Genomic DNA, 14008 nt, shown 5'->3' with positions numbered 1-14008 from the left:
TTCGTCATCGCAACTTAAAATGAGCGCACAAATGATGTGGTGATGAGAAAAGTTCTCAATAACTGCTTTACAGATGATAATAAGAATGATTATTATTCACCTGCACTTCGACGGTGGCTCTGCCGAAGAAGAGCACGACATTGCTCACATTGCTTCCAGTATTGTTGCCCGCCTTAATGGCGGGCTTTTTTTTGGCTTTTGCAGTTGAACGGTCAGGTCTGAAGGGCAGGATCGCCTTTGAGTGAGCAGCTGAATTCATTGCGATTTTGCGTGGAATGCACGTCTCTGGAAAAGAGAGTAAAAGACGGTGCTATCTGTAAAGCCTCGCAATAACGTGCGGGAGACCTGCATAAAACCGGACTTAACTATTACAGAAACGCAGTTACTATATGCACAACTTCAGCTCAACCAACTCCTGACAATGAATAAATTCCAGAAAAATGCTCAGGTTTTCCATTATGCATCCTTTCGTTATCTCTTTTTAGGACGTCTGTTCACCGTACTGGGCAATGGAATCGCACCCATTGCGCTGGCTTTTGCGGTGCTGGATATTGGCGGCTCTGCCTCAGATTTAGGCGTAGTGGTTGCATCCCGTTCCCTGTTCAACGTGCTGTTTCTGCTGGTGGGGGGTGTCGTTGCTGACCGCTATTCACGCAGTCGGGTGTTAGTTGTATCGGCGCTGGTTGCCGCTGTTTCTCAGGCTATCGTTGCGTGGTCTGTGCTTGATGGTTCAGCCACGGTACTGAGCCTCACCTTGCTGGGTGCTCTGAATGGCGCGGCAGCGGGGATTGCTTTGCCTGCTTCGTCTGCGTTGGTTCCGCAGGTCGTGCCTGCAAAGCACCTGCGTCAGGCTAATGCATTAATTCAGCTCGGTGTTTATGGTGGCACCGTGATGGGGGCGTCGATGGGAGGCGTGATCACCAGCGCTGTCGGGCCGGGCTGGGGACTGGCGATTGATGCGCTGGGCTTTGCGGCTTCCGCGCCGCTTTATTTTCTTATGCGCGTCAACCCGAATAATGCCGGGACGACGCAAGGCAATATCCTGAGCGATATCAAAGAAGGCTGGGTAGAGTTTGCCGGGCGAAGCTGGATTTGGTCGATAGTCCTTCAGTTCGCCATTATCAACGTCGCGTTCAATGGGATTGTGGAGGTCTATGGCCCGATGATTGCCGACGCCTCTTTCGGGCGGGCGCAGTGGGGAATTATTGTGGCTGCACATAGCGTGGGTTTAATTGCGGGTTCATTTCTGGCTATGAAATGGCATCCTCGTCGCGATCTCTTGATTGGCGCGATGCTGGCGGGTCTATGCGCACTCCCAATATTTATGCTGAGCCAGAATATGCCAGCAGCAGGGCTGATTGTGGGTTTCTTAATTGCTGGCGTTTCATTAGGCCTATTCGGCGTAACCTGGGCGCATTCATTACAGACTCACATTCCGGCGGATAAACTGGCACGCGTGTACGCTTACGATGCGATGGGCTCTTTTATTGCCATTCCCTTTGGACAACTGGTTGCGGGGCCGCTGGCGGCACAATATGGCATAGAGCGTGTCTTACTGATGTCAGCACTGGCGATTGTCATTGTTACCGCTGCCGTCGGATGGGTTCCCGCCCTCAGGCAACCTGAACGAATGGGAACTAAGCCGTACAACACGTGATAGCAATTTTATTCATGACAAAGCAGCAGGGAATCAGCTTTTCATTTCTCTGGAAGGTAAGAAACCTTGCCAACAATCGCCTGCCTCGTTGAGATAATTCTTCATGAGGCAGGGTGAGCATTCATCGGCGGGGGCGAATCAAATTTCCGCTTTTATATCGTGCTTTTTCATCATCGCGCGCAGCTGATGGTAAGTAACGCCTAATAATCCGGCGGCGCGGCGCTGGTTGTAACGAGCCTGGTGCAGGCTGGCATCGACCAGCTCCCGCTCCTGCTGATTCTGCCATTGACGCAGATCCAGCGGGAGGGCAGGCAGGCCTCTACTCTCTGTCTCCTGACTGGAACGCGGGAGCATAACCGGTTCAGAGCGTGAAGCGAACGGATTAATAATGACATTATCCAGCGGCAGCTCGCTGCTGTTGTGACGATAGACGGAGCGCTCAACCACGTTTTTTAGCTCGCGAACATTGCCGGGCCAGTGATAATCAAGCAGGGCTTGTTGCGCTTTAGCGGTAAAGCCGGGAAACAGCAACAGGCCAAGCTCGCGGCACATCTGAATCGCAAAATGCTCGGCCATCACCAGAATATCACTGCGGCGTTCGCGCAGTGGCGGCAACTGCACCACATCAAAGGCAAGACGATCCAGCAAATCGGCGCGGAATTTGCCTGCCGCTGCCAGGGCGGGCAAATCTTCGTTGGTGGCGCAGACCAGCCGTACGTTAACCTGCAAGGCATGATTGCCGCCCACGCGCTCGAGCTGCCCGTACTCAATTACCCTGAGCAGTTTTTCCTGAACCAGCATCGGTGCGGTTGCCAGCTCATCCAGAAACAGCGTACCGCCGTCAGCACGCTCAAAACGTCCCAGATGGCGCTTCTGTGCGCCGGTAAAGGCGCCAGCTTCATGACCAAACAGCTCAGAGTCGAGCAGATTCTCATTCAGTGCGGCGCAGTTCAGCGAGATAAACGGTCCCTGCCAGCGGTCAGAGAGATAGTGCAGCCGGCTGGCGATCAGCTCTTTACCCGTGCCGCGCTCGCCAATAACCATCACCGGTTTCTCAAGGGGAGCCAGTTTTGAAACCTGCTCCAGTACCTCCAGAAAATTATTAGACTCACCCAGCAGATTATCATTCGTGCCTGTCATGATGAATTTCGCCACCCCTTAATCATTTTGACTATCTTAAAACATGGCGAAAAGCCTGTAAAATTTAAAATATGATTTAAATCATAAAGATAAAAAGTTGGCACGCATATTGTATTAATCAGGCAGGACATCATGTTTTAAAACATTATAAGAGGAACATCATCATGGGTATTTTTTCTCGTTTCGCTGACATCGTAAATGCCAACATTAATTCCCTGCTGGAGCGTGCGGAAGATCCACAAAAACTGGTCCGCCTGATGATTCAGGAAATGGAAGACACCTTAGTTGAAGTACGCTCTACCTCCGCGCGGTCGCTGGCTGAAAAGAAACAGCTGTCACGCCGTATTGAGCAGGCCGAGCTGCAGCAGGCTGACTGGCAGGAAAAAGCGGAGCTGGCGCTGCGCAAAGACAAAGACGATCTGGCCCGTTCGGCGCTGATTGAAAAACAGAAACTCACCGACCTGATCGCCTGCCTGAAACAGGAAGTGGGCCAGGTTGAAGAGACGCTGGAGCGCATGAAAGGCGAAATCAGCGAGCTTGAGAAAAAACTGACCGAAACACGTGCCCGTCAGCAGGCGTTAACCCTGCGTCATCAGGCAGCTTCTTCGTCACGCGATGTGCGTCGTCAGCTCGACAGCGGCAAAATCGACGAAGCGATGGCCCGATTTGAATCTTTTGAACGTCGCATTGACCACATGGAAGCGGAAGCTGAAAGCCACGGTTTTGGTAAACCGAAAACCCTGGACCAGCAGTTTACTGACCTGAAAGCGGATGATGAAATCAGCCAGCAGCTTAATGCGCTGAAAGCCAAAATGAACCGCAGTGAGTAATCATCGACGTTGCGATAAGTGATTAAGGAGAGTCAATGAGCGCACTTTTTCTCGCCATACCGCTAACGATCTTTGTGCTGTTTGTCGCACCGATCTGGTTATGGCTGCATTACAGCAACAAACGCAACGGCGGTTCGGAACTTTCGCAAAGCGAAATCCAGCGGCTGCAGCGCGTCACGCAGGATGCGCAGCGGATGCGTGAACGTATTGATGCGCTGGAAGCGATTCTGAACGCTGAGCATCCTAACTGGAGGCAGCCATGATGAAAGGTCGTAAGTTATGGCGCAAGCCTGACGAAGGCAAGCTAATGGGCGTCTGCGCGGGTCTGGCGGAGTATCTCGACATCCCGGTTCGCCTGCTGCGGGTTATTGTGGTGTTATCGCTGTTCTTTGGACTGTTTGTCTTTACGGTGATCGCCTATTTCGTGCTGGGTTTTGTGCTGGATGAGAAGCCTGCCAACGCCAGTGACGGCGAACGCCAGCCAACCGCCAGTGAGTTGCTGGATCAGCTGGAGAGCACCCTGCAACGGGATGAGCGCAACGTGCGCGACCTGGAGCGCTATGTTACGTCTGAAACCTTCAGCGTGCGCAGCCGCTTCCGCCAGATTTAATTCTGCTATTACCGGGCCTGTTTCAGGCCCGAACGCTGGCTCAATGGAGGTTTAATGTCTTTTTCGCGATCCACTGCTTTTCGTCACCGCGCGGCACCTGCATTGAAGTCGGCGGCTAAATTCATCATTATCAATGCTGTTACCTACGGTCCCGCTGGTGTCACTGGCTGGGCGGTGAAATCGGTAGCGCGACGCCCGTTACGTCTGTTGCTGGCTGTGGCACTGGAGCCACTGCTGAAACGCGTAATGAACCGGGTGGCTTCGCGCTTCATCAGGGAGAACGATGAAAAGACTGCAAACTGAATTAGTGGCGTTGATGAACCGTGGCGTCGATCGCCACCTGCGGCTGGCGGTAACCGGCTTAAGCCGCAGCGGTAAAACCGCCTTTATAACCTCACTGGTTAATCAGCTTTTAACGGTTCACAGCGGCGCACGTTTGCCGCTGTTTTCCGTTGTGCGGGATGAACGCCTGTTGGGGGTAAAACGGGTGCCACAGCGTGACATGGGCACGGCGCGTTTTACCTACGACGAAGGCCTGGCTCAGCTCTACAGCACGCCGCCTGCCTGGCCCACGCCAACCCGCGGCGTCAGCGAAATGCGTCTGGCGCTGCGCTACCGGCCCAATGATTCCCTGTTGCGCCACCTGAAAGAGACGGCGACGCTCTATCTTGAGATTGTCGACTATCCTGGCGAATGGCTGCTTGATCTGCCGATGCTGGCGCAGGACTACCTCGCCTGGTCCCGACAGATGAACGGTCTGCTGCAGGGCGATCGCGCTGAGTGGGCTAAGCCGTGGCGCGCACTCTGCGAAAAACTCGACCCGCTTGCCCCCGCCGATGAAACCCAGCTGGCGGAAATTGCTGCCGCCTGGACCGACTACCTGCATCGCTGTAAAACGGAAGGCTTACACTTTATTCAGCCCGGCCGCTTCGTGCTGCCCGGTGATATGGCCGGCGCGCCCGCACTGCAGTTCTTCCCCTGGCCGACGTCTGATGAGGCGCAACTGACTAAGCTGGCGCAGGCGGACAAGGGCAGTAACTTCAGCATGCTGCAGCAGCGTTTTAACTACTATTGCCAGCATGTGGTGAAAGGCTTCTATAAGAATCACTTCCTGCGGTTTGATCGCCAGATTGTGCTGGTTGACTGCCTGCAGCCGCTGAATAGCGGTCCCCAGGCGTTTAACGATATGCGGCTGGCACTTACGCAACTGATGCAGAGTTTTCATTACGGTCAGCGCACTCTGTTCCGCAGGCTGTTCTCACCGGTGATCGACAAATTACTGTTTGCCGCTACCAAGGCGGACCACATTACCAGCGATCAGCATGGCAACATGGTCTCCCTGCTGCAGCAACTGGTGCAGGATGCCTGGCAAAACGCGGCGTTTGAAGGCATCAGTATGGACTGCATCGGGCTGGCGTCGGTGCAGGCGACGCAGAGCGGGCTGGTCGATCACCGTGGCGAAAAAATCCCGGCCCTGCGCGGTCATCGTCTGACCGATGGCGAGCCGCTCACCGTCTATCCCGGCGAAGTGCCGCCGCGCCTGCCCGGTAATGCCTTCTGGCAGCAGCAGGGCTTTCAGTTTGAACAGTTCCGGCCGCAGCAGCTCGACGTTGATCGTCCGCTGCCGCATATCCGCATGGATGCCGCGCTGGAATTTTTATTGGGAGATAAATTGCGATGAGCGATCCGCTGAAGCCGCGTATCGATTTTGCCCGTCCACTGGATGAGAGCAGTACGACGCCGCTGCGCCCGGCGCAGACCTTTGAAGCCGAAGCGCAGGCTGCATTTCTGGCGGTGCAGGATGAGGATGCCGCCGTCGAAGAGGAGGGCGCAGGTGAACGGGCAGTAGAAGCCGCGCTGAAGCCAAAGCGCAGTCTGTGGCGCAAGATGGTGACGGCAGGCGCGCTGCTGTTTGGCGTCAGCGTGATTGCACAGGGTGTACAGTGGACGCACGATGCCTGGCTGGCCCGCGACTGGTTTTCGCTGGGCAGCGGCGTGGCAGGTGGCCTGATTGTACTGGCGGGTGTGGGCGCGCTGACCACCGAGTGGCGTCGGCTCTATCAGTTGCGTCAGCGCGCGGAAGAGCGGGATGTGGGCCGCGAGCTGCTGCACAGTCATGGCATCGGCAAAGGCCGCACTTTCTGCGAAAAACTGGCGCAGCAGGCGGAGCTGGATCAGGCGCATCCGGCCCTGCAGCGCTGGCATGCCTCGCTGCATGAAACCCACAATGACAGTGAAACCGTTCGCTTATATGCCCAACTGGTGCAGCCAGTGCTGGATCGCCAGGCGCGACGCGAGATCAGCCGTCATGCAGCGGAAGCCACACTGATGATTGCGGTCAGCCCGCTGGCGCTGGTGGATATGGCGTTTATCGCCTGGCGTAATCTGCGGCTGGTCAACCGTATCGCGGCAATCTATGGCATTGAGCTGGGCTACTTCAGCCGTATCCGGCTATTCCGTCTGGTGCTGCTTAATATGGCCTTTGCCGGCGCGTCTGAACTGGTGCGGGAAGTGGGTATGGACTGGATGTCGCAGGATATCGCCGCCCGGCTTTCCACGCGGGCCGCGCAGGGTATTGGAGCAGGTTTATTAACCGCCAGACTGGGTATCAAAGCGATGGAGCTTTGCCGTCCGTTGCCCTGGATGGAGCAGGATAAGCCGAGGCTCGGCGACTTTCGTCGTGAACTGCTGGGGCAGATGAAAGAGGCGCTGCAGAAGGGTGGCAATAAGTCCGCCTGACGCTCTTATGACCAACTAAAGGCGGCCAGGCCGCCTTTATTGATTAGTCTGGCTGGCGCAGGACCTGCCTTGAATCGATAGTCAGGCATTTACCCGGACACGCCGCTTCATCGGTGATCACCGGATTCGCTGGCAGCGTAAAGGCCATTCCGTTTTTCTCCCGGATAAAATGTGCCATTCCGGCGAATGTCCATGACATGCTCAGCCCAAGCCCACCGAAATCATCATATTTTCGTAACGTCGCAACCTTCGGCAAATACTCGCCGGTCAGGCGATAATAGAGTGCGCCATTGAAATCTTTCGGAACCTGCTGAATGATCGCCTGATCGAGCAGGGCAAACTCTTTGCGAGCCGGAACTGAGTAACCGTTGATCAGATGGCTTATCGTCAGCGAGCCAGCCACTATCACCAGCAGCGCATAGAATGGCTTTTTCCATTTTAACTTTTTGCTGATTTCAAACAGGCCGAGAATAAATGCGCTGGTGGTTATCAGCGCACCGGCAATCAATGTCCGGTAAGCGGCCATGCTTTCACTGACTATCAGATTAGGCAGTGCGGCAATCAGCAGTAAGACAAAAATCAGATAAAATTTATCGTTGCCCGCGGCTTTAATTTTCTTCAGGCCAAAACCAATAATGATCGAAGAGATGATCACCGATACCGTTTTTGCGCCAAGGTCAAAATTGCAGATCACGTTCTTCAGGTATTCGGTAAAAAACCATTTCAGTTTAACCAGGATGTCGTAGCTGAATGCTGAGCGTGGCAGCGTATGACCATAAAGCTGGACGGGCAGCACCTTCGAGGCGATTAGCGCTGCAAACATGCCTGCGCCCAGCACCATCAGTGAGATGAGCGCCTGTTTCTTATCAATTTTTCGCGCGGAAAAGCAGAGGTGCAGCGCAGCATAGAAGGTAAAGCTCATCGCAGCCGGTTGATAAAGACAGAATGCGATGGTCAGCAGGCAGAATGCTGACAGGCGGGCTGGGATACCCGGTTTAATCGACAAACGGTAGCTGGCACCCGCCAGTAAAATCGCAGCGATATAGGGGAAACAGGATGCCCATGCAACATAAACCTGAAATGAAGGGAGCAGACAAAGCAATAATGCAAAAGTAATTCGCTGAGCCTGATTCTCCAGCAGCCCATCTTTCTGACACAGGCTGTAGATGTAATAACCGGTTAAAATGAGCAGAACAATCGCGACTGAACGCAGCAGTGCCAGCTTTTCTACGCTCTCCACCAGAAAAGAGGCGCTGTACTGAATAATCCCATAAACCGGCCTGCCGGATAACGTGTCCCAGTTTAAAATACTCAGCCTGTCAAAATTAGCCCAGTAAAGATTCGTCCAGTCATCGGTATAGGCGTAATGGGTTAAATAAGCGGGGCTGTAAGCAATCAGAAAAACTACCGCAATAAGTAAAAAAACCTTACGACGTGTCAGTCCGGTATCAGTGGCGAACATCATTCATCCTTTTTTAATCTGGCCATCTTCTCTGCGCCTGAACGGGCAGTTTAATCCGTGTTCTGAGGCGGGTTTAGTCTGGTCGTCACGGATTTTCGCAAAATATAGCGAGGCCGGTTTTTGGTTTCTATATAGATGCGGCCAATATATTCACCCAACACGCCAATGCCAATAAGCTGCACCCCACCGAGAAACAGCACCGAAACCAGAATAGAGGGGTAACCCGGCACCGGATTACCAAACAGCAGTTTATCCACGATCATCCAGAGTCCATACAGGAAGGCCAGCGAGGCCACCAGAAAGCCCAGATATGACCAGATGCGTAGCGGAACGGTAGAGAATGAGGTCAGTCCCTCCAGCGCAAGATTCCATAGCTTCCAGCCGCCGAATTTACTGCGGCCTGCGATCCGCTCAGTGCGCACATATTCCACGATGTCCGTCTGTCCGCCGACCCAGCTCAGAATGCCCTTCATAAAGAGATTCTTCTCGGGCAGCAGCTTAATGTTCTCAACCACTTCACGCGACATCAGCCGGAAATCACCGACGTTCTCCTCTATCTGCGGATCGCTGATGCTGTTGTGCAGTTTATAAAACCAGTGCGCTGTTTTACGTTTGAGGTGGCCATCGGCACGCCTGTCAATCCGCCTGGCTAACACGACATCTGCGCCTGCCTGCCATTTACGGATCATGTCGGGAATAATCGTGATCGGATCCTGCAAATCCACATCAATCGGGATCACGGCATCGCCGGTGGCGGCTTCCAGGCCGGCAAACAGCGCCGGTTCCTTGCCGAAATTACGAATAAACGACAGACTGCGCACCAGCGGATCGCGCTGGCTCAGCTGGGATATCAGTTTATAGGTTGCGTCTGTGCTGCCATCATCGATAAAAACAATCTCAACCTGCCACTCTGCCAGCGCTTCATATTTTCTGACCGCATCATAAAAAAGAGGGATAACCTCCTCTTCATTAAATACCGGCACCACCAAAGAGATTTTCATTATTCTCCCTTGAAGACGATAAAGCGGGAAAAAAGAAAGCCACACACCAGGCTGATAGCTGATGAGATGACAAGGGTAATAATCGGATAGAGGCCTAATCGATCGGCCAGATAACCCACGCTGAATGCCATCGCACCCATAAAAACGACGTAAAGAATATAACGCCACGCGGTCGCCTGCTGTTTAAAGGTCCAGCGCGCATTCACAAAGAAAGAGAAGGTGACGGCCATGCAAAATGCAATCAGGTTAGCGGTCGACTGCATGAGACCCAGGCTCAGGGCGATGAAAAAGGTCACCCAGTGAATCAGGGTATTAACCATACCCACAGTCAGATATTTTGCGAAGAAAGTCAGCATTTTATAATCAATTCTAATCAGTTGTGAAAAATATACCCTGGTTAGCCCGCAATCAACAGTCCGCTGCTGACAAAGACTGACATTCAACCGGCAATGACAGTCGACAGCAGGTCCGTACAAAAGTCCACCATATGCGCGGTAACTGTCAACATTTCCTGACAGATACCTTTCTGCAGGTGCGCCACATAGCGTATTATTGTTTTATCTGAACCTGATTAAGGCGAACGCAATGCGTCTGGAAGTGTTCTGTCAGGACCGTATCGGTCTGACGCGTGAACTGCTTGACCTGCTGGTGGCACGCAACATTGATTTACGCGGTATCGAAATTACGGCGCTGGGCCGCATCTACCTGAACTTTTCTGCACTGGAATTTGACGCCTTCAGTAATCTGATGGCGGAAATCCGCCGTACACCCGGCGTAACAGATGTGCGCACGGTGACGTACATGCCCTCTGAACGGGAGCATCGCGCGCTGAGTGCGCTGCTGGTGGCGATGCCGGATCCGGTTTTCTCCATTGACCTGAAAAGCAAGGTTGAGCTGGCCAATCCGGCCGCTCAGAACCTGTTTAATCTCGATGAAGAGAAGATGCGCAACTTTAGCGCCGGTCATCTGATTAATGGCTTTAATTTCCAGCGCTGGCTTGAGAGCGATCGGGTTGAGGCGCAGGCCCAGCATGTCGTTATTGAGGGGCGTGATTTTCTGATGGAAGCGCGTCCTATCTATCTGCCGGGTGAAGAGGGCCAGAGTGACAGGCCGGTTGGGGCGATGGTAATGCTGAAGTCGACAGCCCGCATGGGCCGCCAGTTGCAGAATCTGGTGGTCACCGACGAATCGGAGTTTGACCATATCATTGCCGTCACGCCGAAGATGCGTCAGGTCGTCGATCAGGCGCGCAAACTGGCAATGCTCGATGCGCCGCTGCTGATTGTTGGCGACACCGGCACCGGGAAAGATATGCTGGCACGTGCCTGCCATTTGCGCAGTGCCCGTGGGAAAAATCCTTTCCTGGCGCTGAACTGTGCCTCTTTGCCCGACGACGTGGCGGAAAGCGAGCTGTTTGGACATGCTGCCGGCGCTTATCCGAATGCGCTGGAAGGCAAGAAAGGCTTTTTCGAGCAGGCCAATGGCGGATCGGTTCTGCTGGATGAGATTGGCGAGATGTCGCCAAGAATGCAGACCAAGCTGCTGCGTTTTCTGAATGACGGTACTTTCCGTCGCGTCGGTGAAGAGCATGAAGTGCATGTCAATGTGCGCGTGATCTGCGCCACGCAGAAGAACCTGATTGAACTGGTGCAGCGCGGGGAGTTCCGCGAGGATCTCTTCTACCGTCTCAATGTGCTGACGCTGCAACTGCCACCGTTGCGCGACCGTCCACAGGACATTCTGCCGCTGACCGAGATGTTTGTGGCCCGCTTTGCGGATGAGCAGGGGATGGCGCGTCCGCGTCTCTCGCCACAGCTCAACGCGTTTCTGACCCGCTATGCCTGGCCTGGCAACGTGCGTCAGTTGAAAAACGCGCTGTACAGGGCGTTAACTCAGCTGGAAGGATACGAACTGCGTCCGCAGGATATCGTGTTGCCTGAACAGGCGCTGGATGTGTCACTCGGCGATGAAGCCCTGGAAGGCACACTGGATCAGATCACCAGCCGTTTCGAACGCTCGATTCTGACGCGGCTCTATCTCTCTTATCCCAGCACCCGAAAGCTGGCAAAACGGCTGGGGGTGTCGCACACCGCGATTGCCAATAAGCTGCGGGAATATGGTCTGGGGCAGAAGCGCAACGAAAGCGAATAAGCGGCAAACAAAAGGTGAAAGCGGATAACCGGGTTATCCGCTTTTTTTATTACTTCAGCGCGGCCAGTGCAGCGTCGTAGTCAGGCTCAGTGGTGATTTCATCCACCAGCTGGCTGTAGATCACTTTATCGTTCTCATCCAGCACGATCACCGCACGAGCAGTCAGACCTTCCAGCGCACCATCGGCAATTTCCACGCCATAATCATATTTAAACTCTGAGCCGCGCAGCGTCGACAGGGTGACTACGTTGCTCAGGTTTTCTGCGCCACAGAAACGTGACTGGGCAAACGGCAAATCCGCAGAAATACACAGCACCACCGTATTATTCAGTTCGCTCGCGGCCTGATTGAATTTGCGCACTGATGAAGCACAGACGCCGGTATCAACACTCGGGAAAATGTTCAGAATTTTGCGTTTTCCTGCATACTCAGAGAGCGCAACGTTGACCAGGTTTTTAGCGACCAGCGTGAAAGCTTTGGCTTTATCGCCAGCCTGAGGAAACTGACCAGCAACCGGTACGGCGTTACCCTGAAAATGAACAGTCTGAGACATAGTGATTCCTTTTGATGAGAAAAAATATCCAATACAAAACGGCTAAAGATAGCCGTTGTTTATGACATAAATGTTAAGGGTTTACGAGTTCAATTGTTGAATTTGACGTGGCGGTCTGCCACTGCATCACACACTGTGGAGTGGAAATGAGAACGGTAAAAAGTTATCCCGAAGCCTGGCCATTGCATACGCCGTTTGTCATTGCCCGTGGAACGCGAACCGAAGTCAAAGTGGTGGTGGTTGAAATTGAGGAAGACGGCGTCAAAGGCGTCGGAGAAGCGACGCCTTATGCGCGCTACGGTGAAAGCGAAGCCTCGGTGCTGGCGCAAATCGCCACGCTGCTGCCCGCGCTGCAACAGGGCATGACGCGCGAAGCGCTGCAACAGGCACTGCCTGCTGGTGCTGCGCGCAACGCGATTGACAGCGCACTGTGGGATTTGGCCGCACATCAGCAGCAGAGCAGCCTCTGGCAGCTTAGCGGTATTAGTGCGCCTGAGGATGTGGTCACCGCACAGACCGTCAGTATCGATACCCCGGAAGCGATGGCCAGCAGCGCGCTGGCGCTGTGGCAGCATGGTGCAACGCTGCTGAAGGTTAAGCTGGACGATAATTTCATCACCGAACGGCTGATGGCGATCCGCGCAGCTGTGCCGGACGCGACGCTGATTGTGGATGCGAATGAGTCCTGGCATGCTGAGGGGCTGGCGGCGCGCTGTCAGCTGCTGGCCGATATCAATGTCGCGATGCTGGAGCAACCTCTGCCCGCGGATGAGGATGCGGCACTGGAGAACTTTATCCATCCGTTACCGATCTGCGCGGATGAGAGCTGTCATACCCGCGAAAGCCTGGTGGCACTACGAGGCCGCTATGAGATGGTCAACATTAAGCTGGATAAAACGGGCGGGCTGACCGAGGCGCTGGCGCTGGCCGATGCGGCTCAGCAGCAGGGTTTTACGGTGATGCTGGGCTGCATGCTTTGTACCTCGCGGGCGATACGCGCTGCGCTGCCGCTGGTGCCGCAGACCTGCTTCGCCGATCTCGACGGGCCAACCTGGCTGGCGGTCGATGCAGAACCGGCGATCAACGTGCGCAACGGTCAGCTGATTATTGCTGCCAGCGCAGCAGGTTGACCATCATCTCAAGGTAAGTCTCTGTGGCTTCATCCACGGAAATCACCGGCATTTCAGCGGTGACGCAGGGCAGACTGAGATCGTGACACCAGCTGCCGAATGAGCCTGGCGTGTCATAGCCGACGCTGCTGACGCGGGGAAGGCCGGTGTGGCTGGCCAGCCAGCCGCCAATCTCCACCTGATGCGGATCGTCAATGCAGCCCAGCGGTTCATGCCATGAGACGATCCAGCGCGGCTTAAGCTGATGAATCAGGGCACAGAGCGCCTGGGTTTCCGGTTCAGAGCCCGGATGCGTGCCGGTTGAGAGCGCCACATCACGCGCATCGGCCGCGCTGTTCCAGCGATACACCGTCTCGCCTGACTGCCAGTTTGCTGCCGGGAAGTTACGGTTGAGATCGACGCCATTTGCGTTAGCGCGCAGCCCAAGCTGACAGCCATCCGGATTCACCGCTAATACCACATGGTGCCGACGCATGCCGTCGGGCAGCGTGCGTAATGCGGCGGAGAGCGTCGCGATGGCCGCATTCTCATCACCATGGGTGCCGGCCAGGATCAGACCGCTGTCGGGATCGCCGAGCGGAGCCGGAAACCACAGCAGCGGTGCGCCCAGCACAGAGCGGCCATACTGCTGATAGGGAACGTCAAGTTTGCCCCGCAGGGGTCGCGGATGGAGTGGTGACATACTCATTTCCTCAAAGGGTTTTACTCAAAGTAGCGGAAAAGCCGTGCGCGGAA

At 54.6% G+C, this 14008-nt stretch carries 16 protein-coding genes; 9 read left to right on the top strand and 7 right to left on the bottom strand.

All coding sequences use genetic code 11. The annotated features are described in order from the left end of the window. Window positions 1-67: 67 nt before the first annotated feature. Window positions 68-259 (bottom strand): hypothetical protein, encoded by a 192-nt coding sequence (locus FA92_RS23270; protein WP_033783215.1) that lies wholly within the window; start codon window positions 257-259, stop codon window positions 68-70. A 108-nt stretch (window positions 260-367) separates the two neighbouring features. On the opposite strand from FA92_RS23270, the gene FA92_RS08825 reads away from it, so the two are divergent. Continuing rightward, a complete protein-coding gene (locus FA92_RS08825; RefSeq protein WP_071822208.1) occupies window positions 368-1657 on the top strand; it encodes an MFS transporter in 1290 nt (429 codons plus the stop codon). A 138-nt stretch (window positions 1658-1795) separates the two neighbouring features. Here FA92_RS08825 and pspF read toward each other — a convergent pair whose 3' ends face one another. Beyond that, window positions 1796-2797, bottom strand: a complete 1002-nt coding sequence (gene pspF / locus FA92_RS08820; protein ID WP_033783213.1) for a phage shock protein operon transcriptional activator — start codon at window positions 2795-2797, stop codon at window positions 1796-1798. A gap of 164 nt (window positions 2798-2961) precedes the next feature. On the opposite strand from pspF, the gene pspA reads away from it, so the two are divergent. From pspA to FA92_RS08790, 6 genes are read left to right on the top strand one after another with little or no spacing between them, the layout of a single operon-like run. Then, window positions 2962-3627 carry a phage shock protein PspA gene (gene pspA / locus FA92_RS08815; RefSeq protein ID WP_033783211.1) on the top strand — a complete coding sequence of 222 codons (666 nt, stop codon included), beginning with the start codon at window positions 2962-2964 and terminating at the stop codon, window positions 3625-3627. Window positions 3628-3662: 35 nt separating this feature from the next. Beyond that, the gene (pspB, locus tag FA92_RS08810) at window positions 3663-3890 is read left to right on the top strand and encodes an envelope stress response membrane protein PspB (RefSeq protein ID WP_033783210.1); all 228 of its coding nucleotides are present in this window, start codon (window positions 3663-3665) and stop codon (window positions 3888-3890) included. Beyond that, window positions 3887-4237: an envelope stress response membrane protein PspC gene (pspC, locus tag FA92_RS08805; protein ID WP_013357981.1), complete on the top strand. Its 351-nt coding sequence runs from the start codon at window positions 3887-3889 to the stop codon at window positions 4235-4237. The genes pspB and pspC overlap by 4 nt, the downstream gene beginning before the upstream one ends. A 54-nt stretch (window positions 4238-4291) precedes the next feature. Beyond that, on the top strand, window positions 4292-4540 hold the full coding sequence (gene pspD, locus FA92_RS08800) for a phage shock protein PspD (protein ID WP_003853796.1): 249 nt from the start codon (window positions 4292-4294) through the stop codon (window positions 4538-4540). Beyond that, window positions 4521-5918, top strand: a complete 1398-nt coding sequence (locus FA92_RS08795) for a YcjX family protein (protein WP_033783208.1) — start codon at window positions 4521-4523, stop codon at window positions 5916-5918. The genes pspD and FA92_RS08795 overlap by 20 nt, the downstream gene beginning before the upstream one ends. Continuing rightward, complete coding sequence (locus FA92_RS08790; protein WP_033783206.1) at window positions 5915-6976, top strand: YcjF family protein; 1062 nt, start codon at window positions 5915-5917, stop codon at window positions 6974-6976. Before FA92_RS08795 ends, FA92_RS08790 begins: the two co-directional genes overlap by 4 nt. Window positions 6977-7019: 43 nt before the next feature. Here FA92_RS08790 and FA92_RS08785 read toward each other — a convergent pair whose 3' ends face one another. Genes FA92_RS08785 through FA92_RS08775 form a run of 3 tightly spaced genes read right to left on the bottom strand, consistent with a single transcriptional unit; the run spans window position 7020 to window position 9795 of the window. Continuing rightward, window positions 7020-8441 (bottom strand): hypothetical protein, encoded by a 1422-nt coding sequence (locus tag FA92_RS08785; RefSeq protein WP_239780518.1) that lies wholly within the window; start codon window positions 8439-8441, stop codon window positions 7020-7022. A 47-nt stretch (window positions 8442-8488) separates the two neighbouring features. Continuing rightward, window positions 8489-9439, bottom strand: coding sequence for a glycosyltransferase family 2 protein (locus FA92_RS08780; protein ID WP_013357977.1), 951 nt, complete (start codon window positions 9437-9439; stop codon window positions 8489-8491). Next, complete coding sequence (locus tag FA92_RS08775) at window positions 9439-9795, bottom strand: GtrA family protein (RefSeq protein WP_033783203.1); 357 nt, start codon at window positions 9793-9795, stop codon at window positions 9439-9441. Before FA92_RS08775 ends, FA92_RS08780 begins: the two co-directional genes overlap by 1 nt. A 229-nt stretch (window positions 9796-10024) precedes the next feature. Between FA92_RS08775 and tyrR the strand changes: the two genes are divergently transcribed. Further along, a complete protein-coding gene (gene tyrR / locus FA92_RS08770) occupies window positions 10025-11590 on the top strand; it encodes a transcriptional regulator TyrR (protein WP_013357975.1) in 1566 nt (521 codons plus the stop codon). A 49-nt stretch (window positions 11591-11639) separates the two neighbouring features. Here the strand turns inward: tyrR and tpx are convergent, their stop codons facing one another. Further along, complete coding sequence (tpx, locus tag FA92_RS08765; protein WP_013357974.1) at window positions 11640-12143, bottom strand: thiol peroxidase; 504 nt, start codon at window positions 12141-12143, stop codon at window positions 11640-11642. A gap of 146 nt (window positions 12144-12289) precedes the next feature. Between tpx and ycjG the strand changes: the two genes are divergently transcribed. Beyond that, entirely contained in the window at window positions 12290-13273 is a 984-nt protein-coding gene (ycjG, locus tag FA92_RS08760; RefSeq protein WP_033783202.1) for an L-Ala-D/L-Glu epimerase, read from the top strand. Here the strand turns inward: ycjG and mpaA are convergent. Then, entirely contained in the window at window positions 13248-13955 is a 708-nt protein-coding gene (gene mpaA, locus FA92_RS08755) for a murein tripeptide amidase MpaA (protein WP_033783201.1), read from the bottom strand. The genes ycjG and mpaA overlap by 26 nt on opposite strands. Between the last annotated feature and the right edge of the window lie 53 nt (window positions 13956-14008).

This window comes from Pantoea sp. 9140 (assembly GCF_000745295.1).
Taxonomy (GTDB): Bacteria; Pseudomonadota; Gammaproteobacteria; order Enterobacterales; family Enterobacteriaceae; genus Pantoea; species Pantoea vagans.
This window is presented reverse-complemented; position numbering and strand designations above follow the sequence as displayed.

What these genes read in the sequence shown, in the direction of transcription:
- FA92_RS23270 (WP_033783215.1), bottom strand. Translation starts at nt 259, where the DNA reads ATGAATTCAGCTGCTCACTCAAAGGCGATCCTGCCCTTCAGACCTGAC.
- pspF (WP_033783213.1), bottom strand. Translation starts at nt 2,797, where the DNA reads ATGACAGGCACGAATGATAATCTGCTGGGTGAGTCTAATAATTTTCTG.
- pspA (WP_033783211.1), top strand. Translation starts at nt 2,962, where the DNA reads ATGGGTATTTTTTCTCGTTTCGCTGACATCGTAAATGCCAACATTAAT.
- pspB (WP_033783210.1), top strand. Translation starts at nt 3,663, where the DNA reads ATGAGCGCACTTTTTCTCGCCATACCGCTAACGATCTTTGTGCTGTTT.
- pspC (WP_013357981.1), top strand. Translation starts at nt 3,887, where the DNA reads ATGATGAAAGGTCGTAAGTTATGGCGCAAGCCTGACGAAGGCAAGCTA.
- pspD (WP_003853796.1), top strand. Translation starts at nt 4,292, where the DNA reads ATGTCTTTTTCGCGATCCACTGCTTTTCGTCACCGCGCGGCACCTGCA.
- FA92_RS08795 (WP_033783208.1), top strand. Translation starts at nt 4,521, where the DNA reads ATGAAAAGACTGCAAACTGAATTAGTGGCGTTGATGAACCGTGGCGTC.
- FA92_RS08790 (WP_033783206.1), top strand. Translation starts at nt 5,915, where the DNA reads ATGAGCGATCCGCTGAAGCCGCGTATCGATTTTGCCCGTCCACTGGAT.
- FA92_RS08785 (WP_239780518.1), bottom strand. Translation starts at nt 8,441, where the DNA reads ATGATGTTCGCCACTGATACCGGACTGACACGTCGTAAGGTTTTTTTA.
- FA92_RS08780 (WP_013357977.1), bottom strand. Translation starts at nt 9,439, where the DNA reads ATGAAAATCTCTTTGGTGGTGCCGGTATTTAATGAAGAGGAGGTTATC.
- FA92_RS08775 (WP_033783203.1), bottom strand. Translation starts at nt 9,795, where the DNA reads ATGCTGACTTTCTTCGCAAAATATCTGACTGTGGGTATGGTTAATACC.
- tyrR (WP_013357975.1), top strand. Translation starts at nt 10,025, where the DNA reads ATGCGTCTGGAAGTGTTCTGTCAGGACCGTATCGGTCTGACGCGTGAA.
- tpx (WP_013357974.1), bottom strand. Translation starts at nt 12,143, where the DNA reads ATGTCTCAGACTGTTCATTTTCAGGGTAACGCCGTACCGGTTGCTGGT.
- ycjG (WP_033783202.1), top strand. Translation starts at nt 12,290, where the DNA reads ATGAGAACGGTAAAAAGTTATCCCGAAGCCTGGCCATTGCATACGCCG.
- mpaA (WP_033783201.1), bottom strand. Translation starts at nt 13,955, where the DNA reads ATGTCACCACTCCATCCGCGACCCCTGCGGGGCAAACTTGACGTTCCC.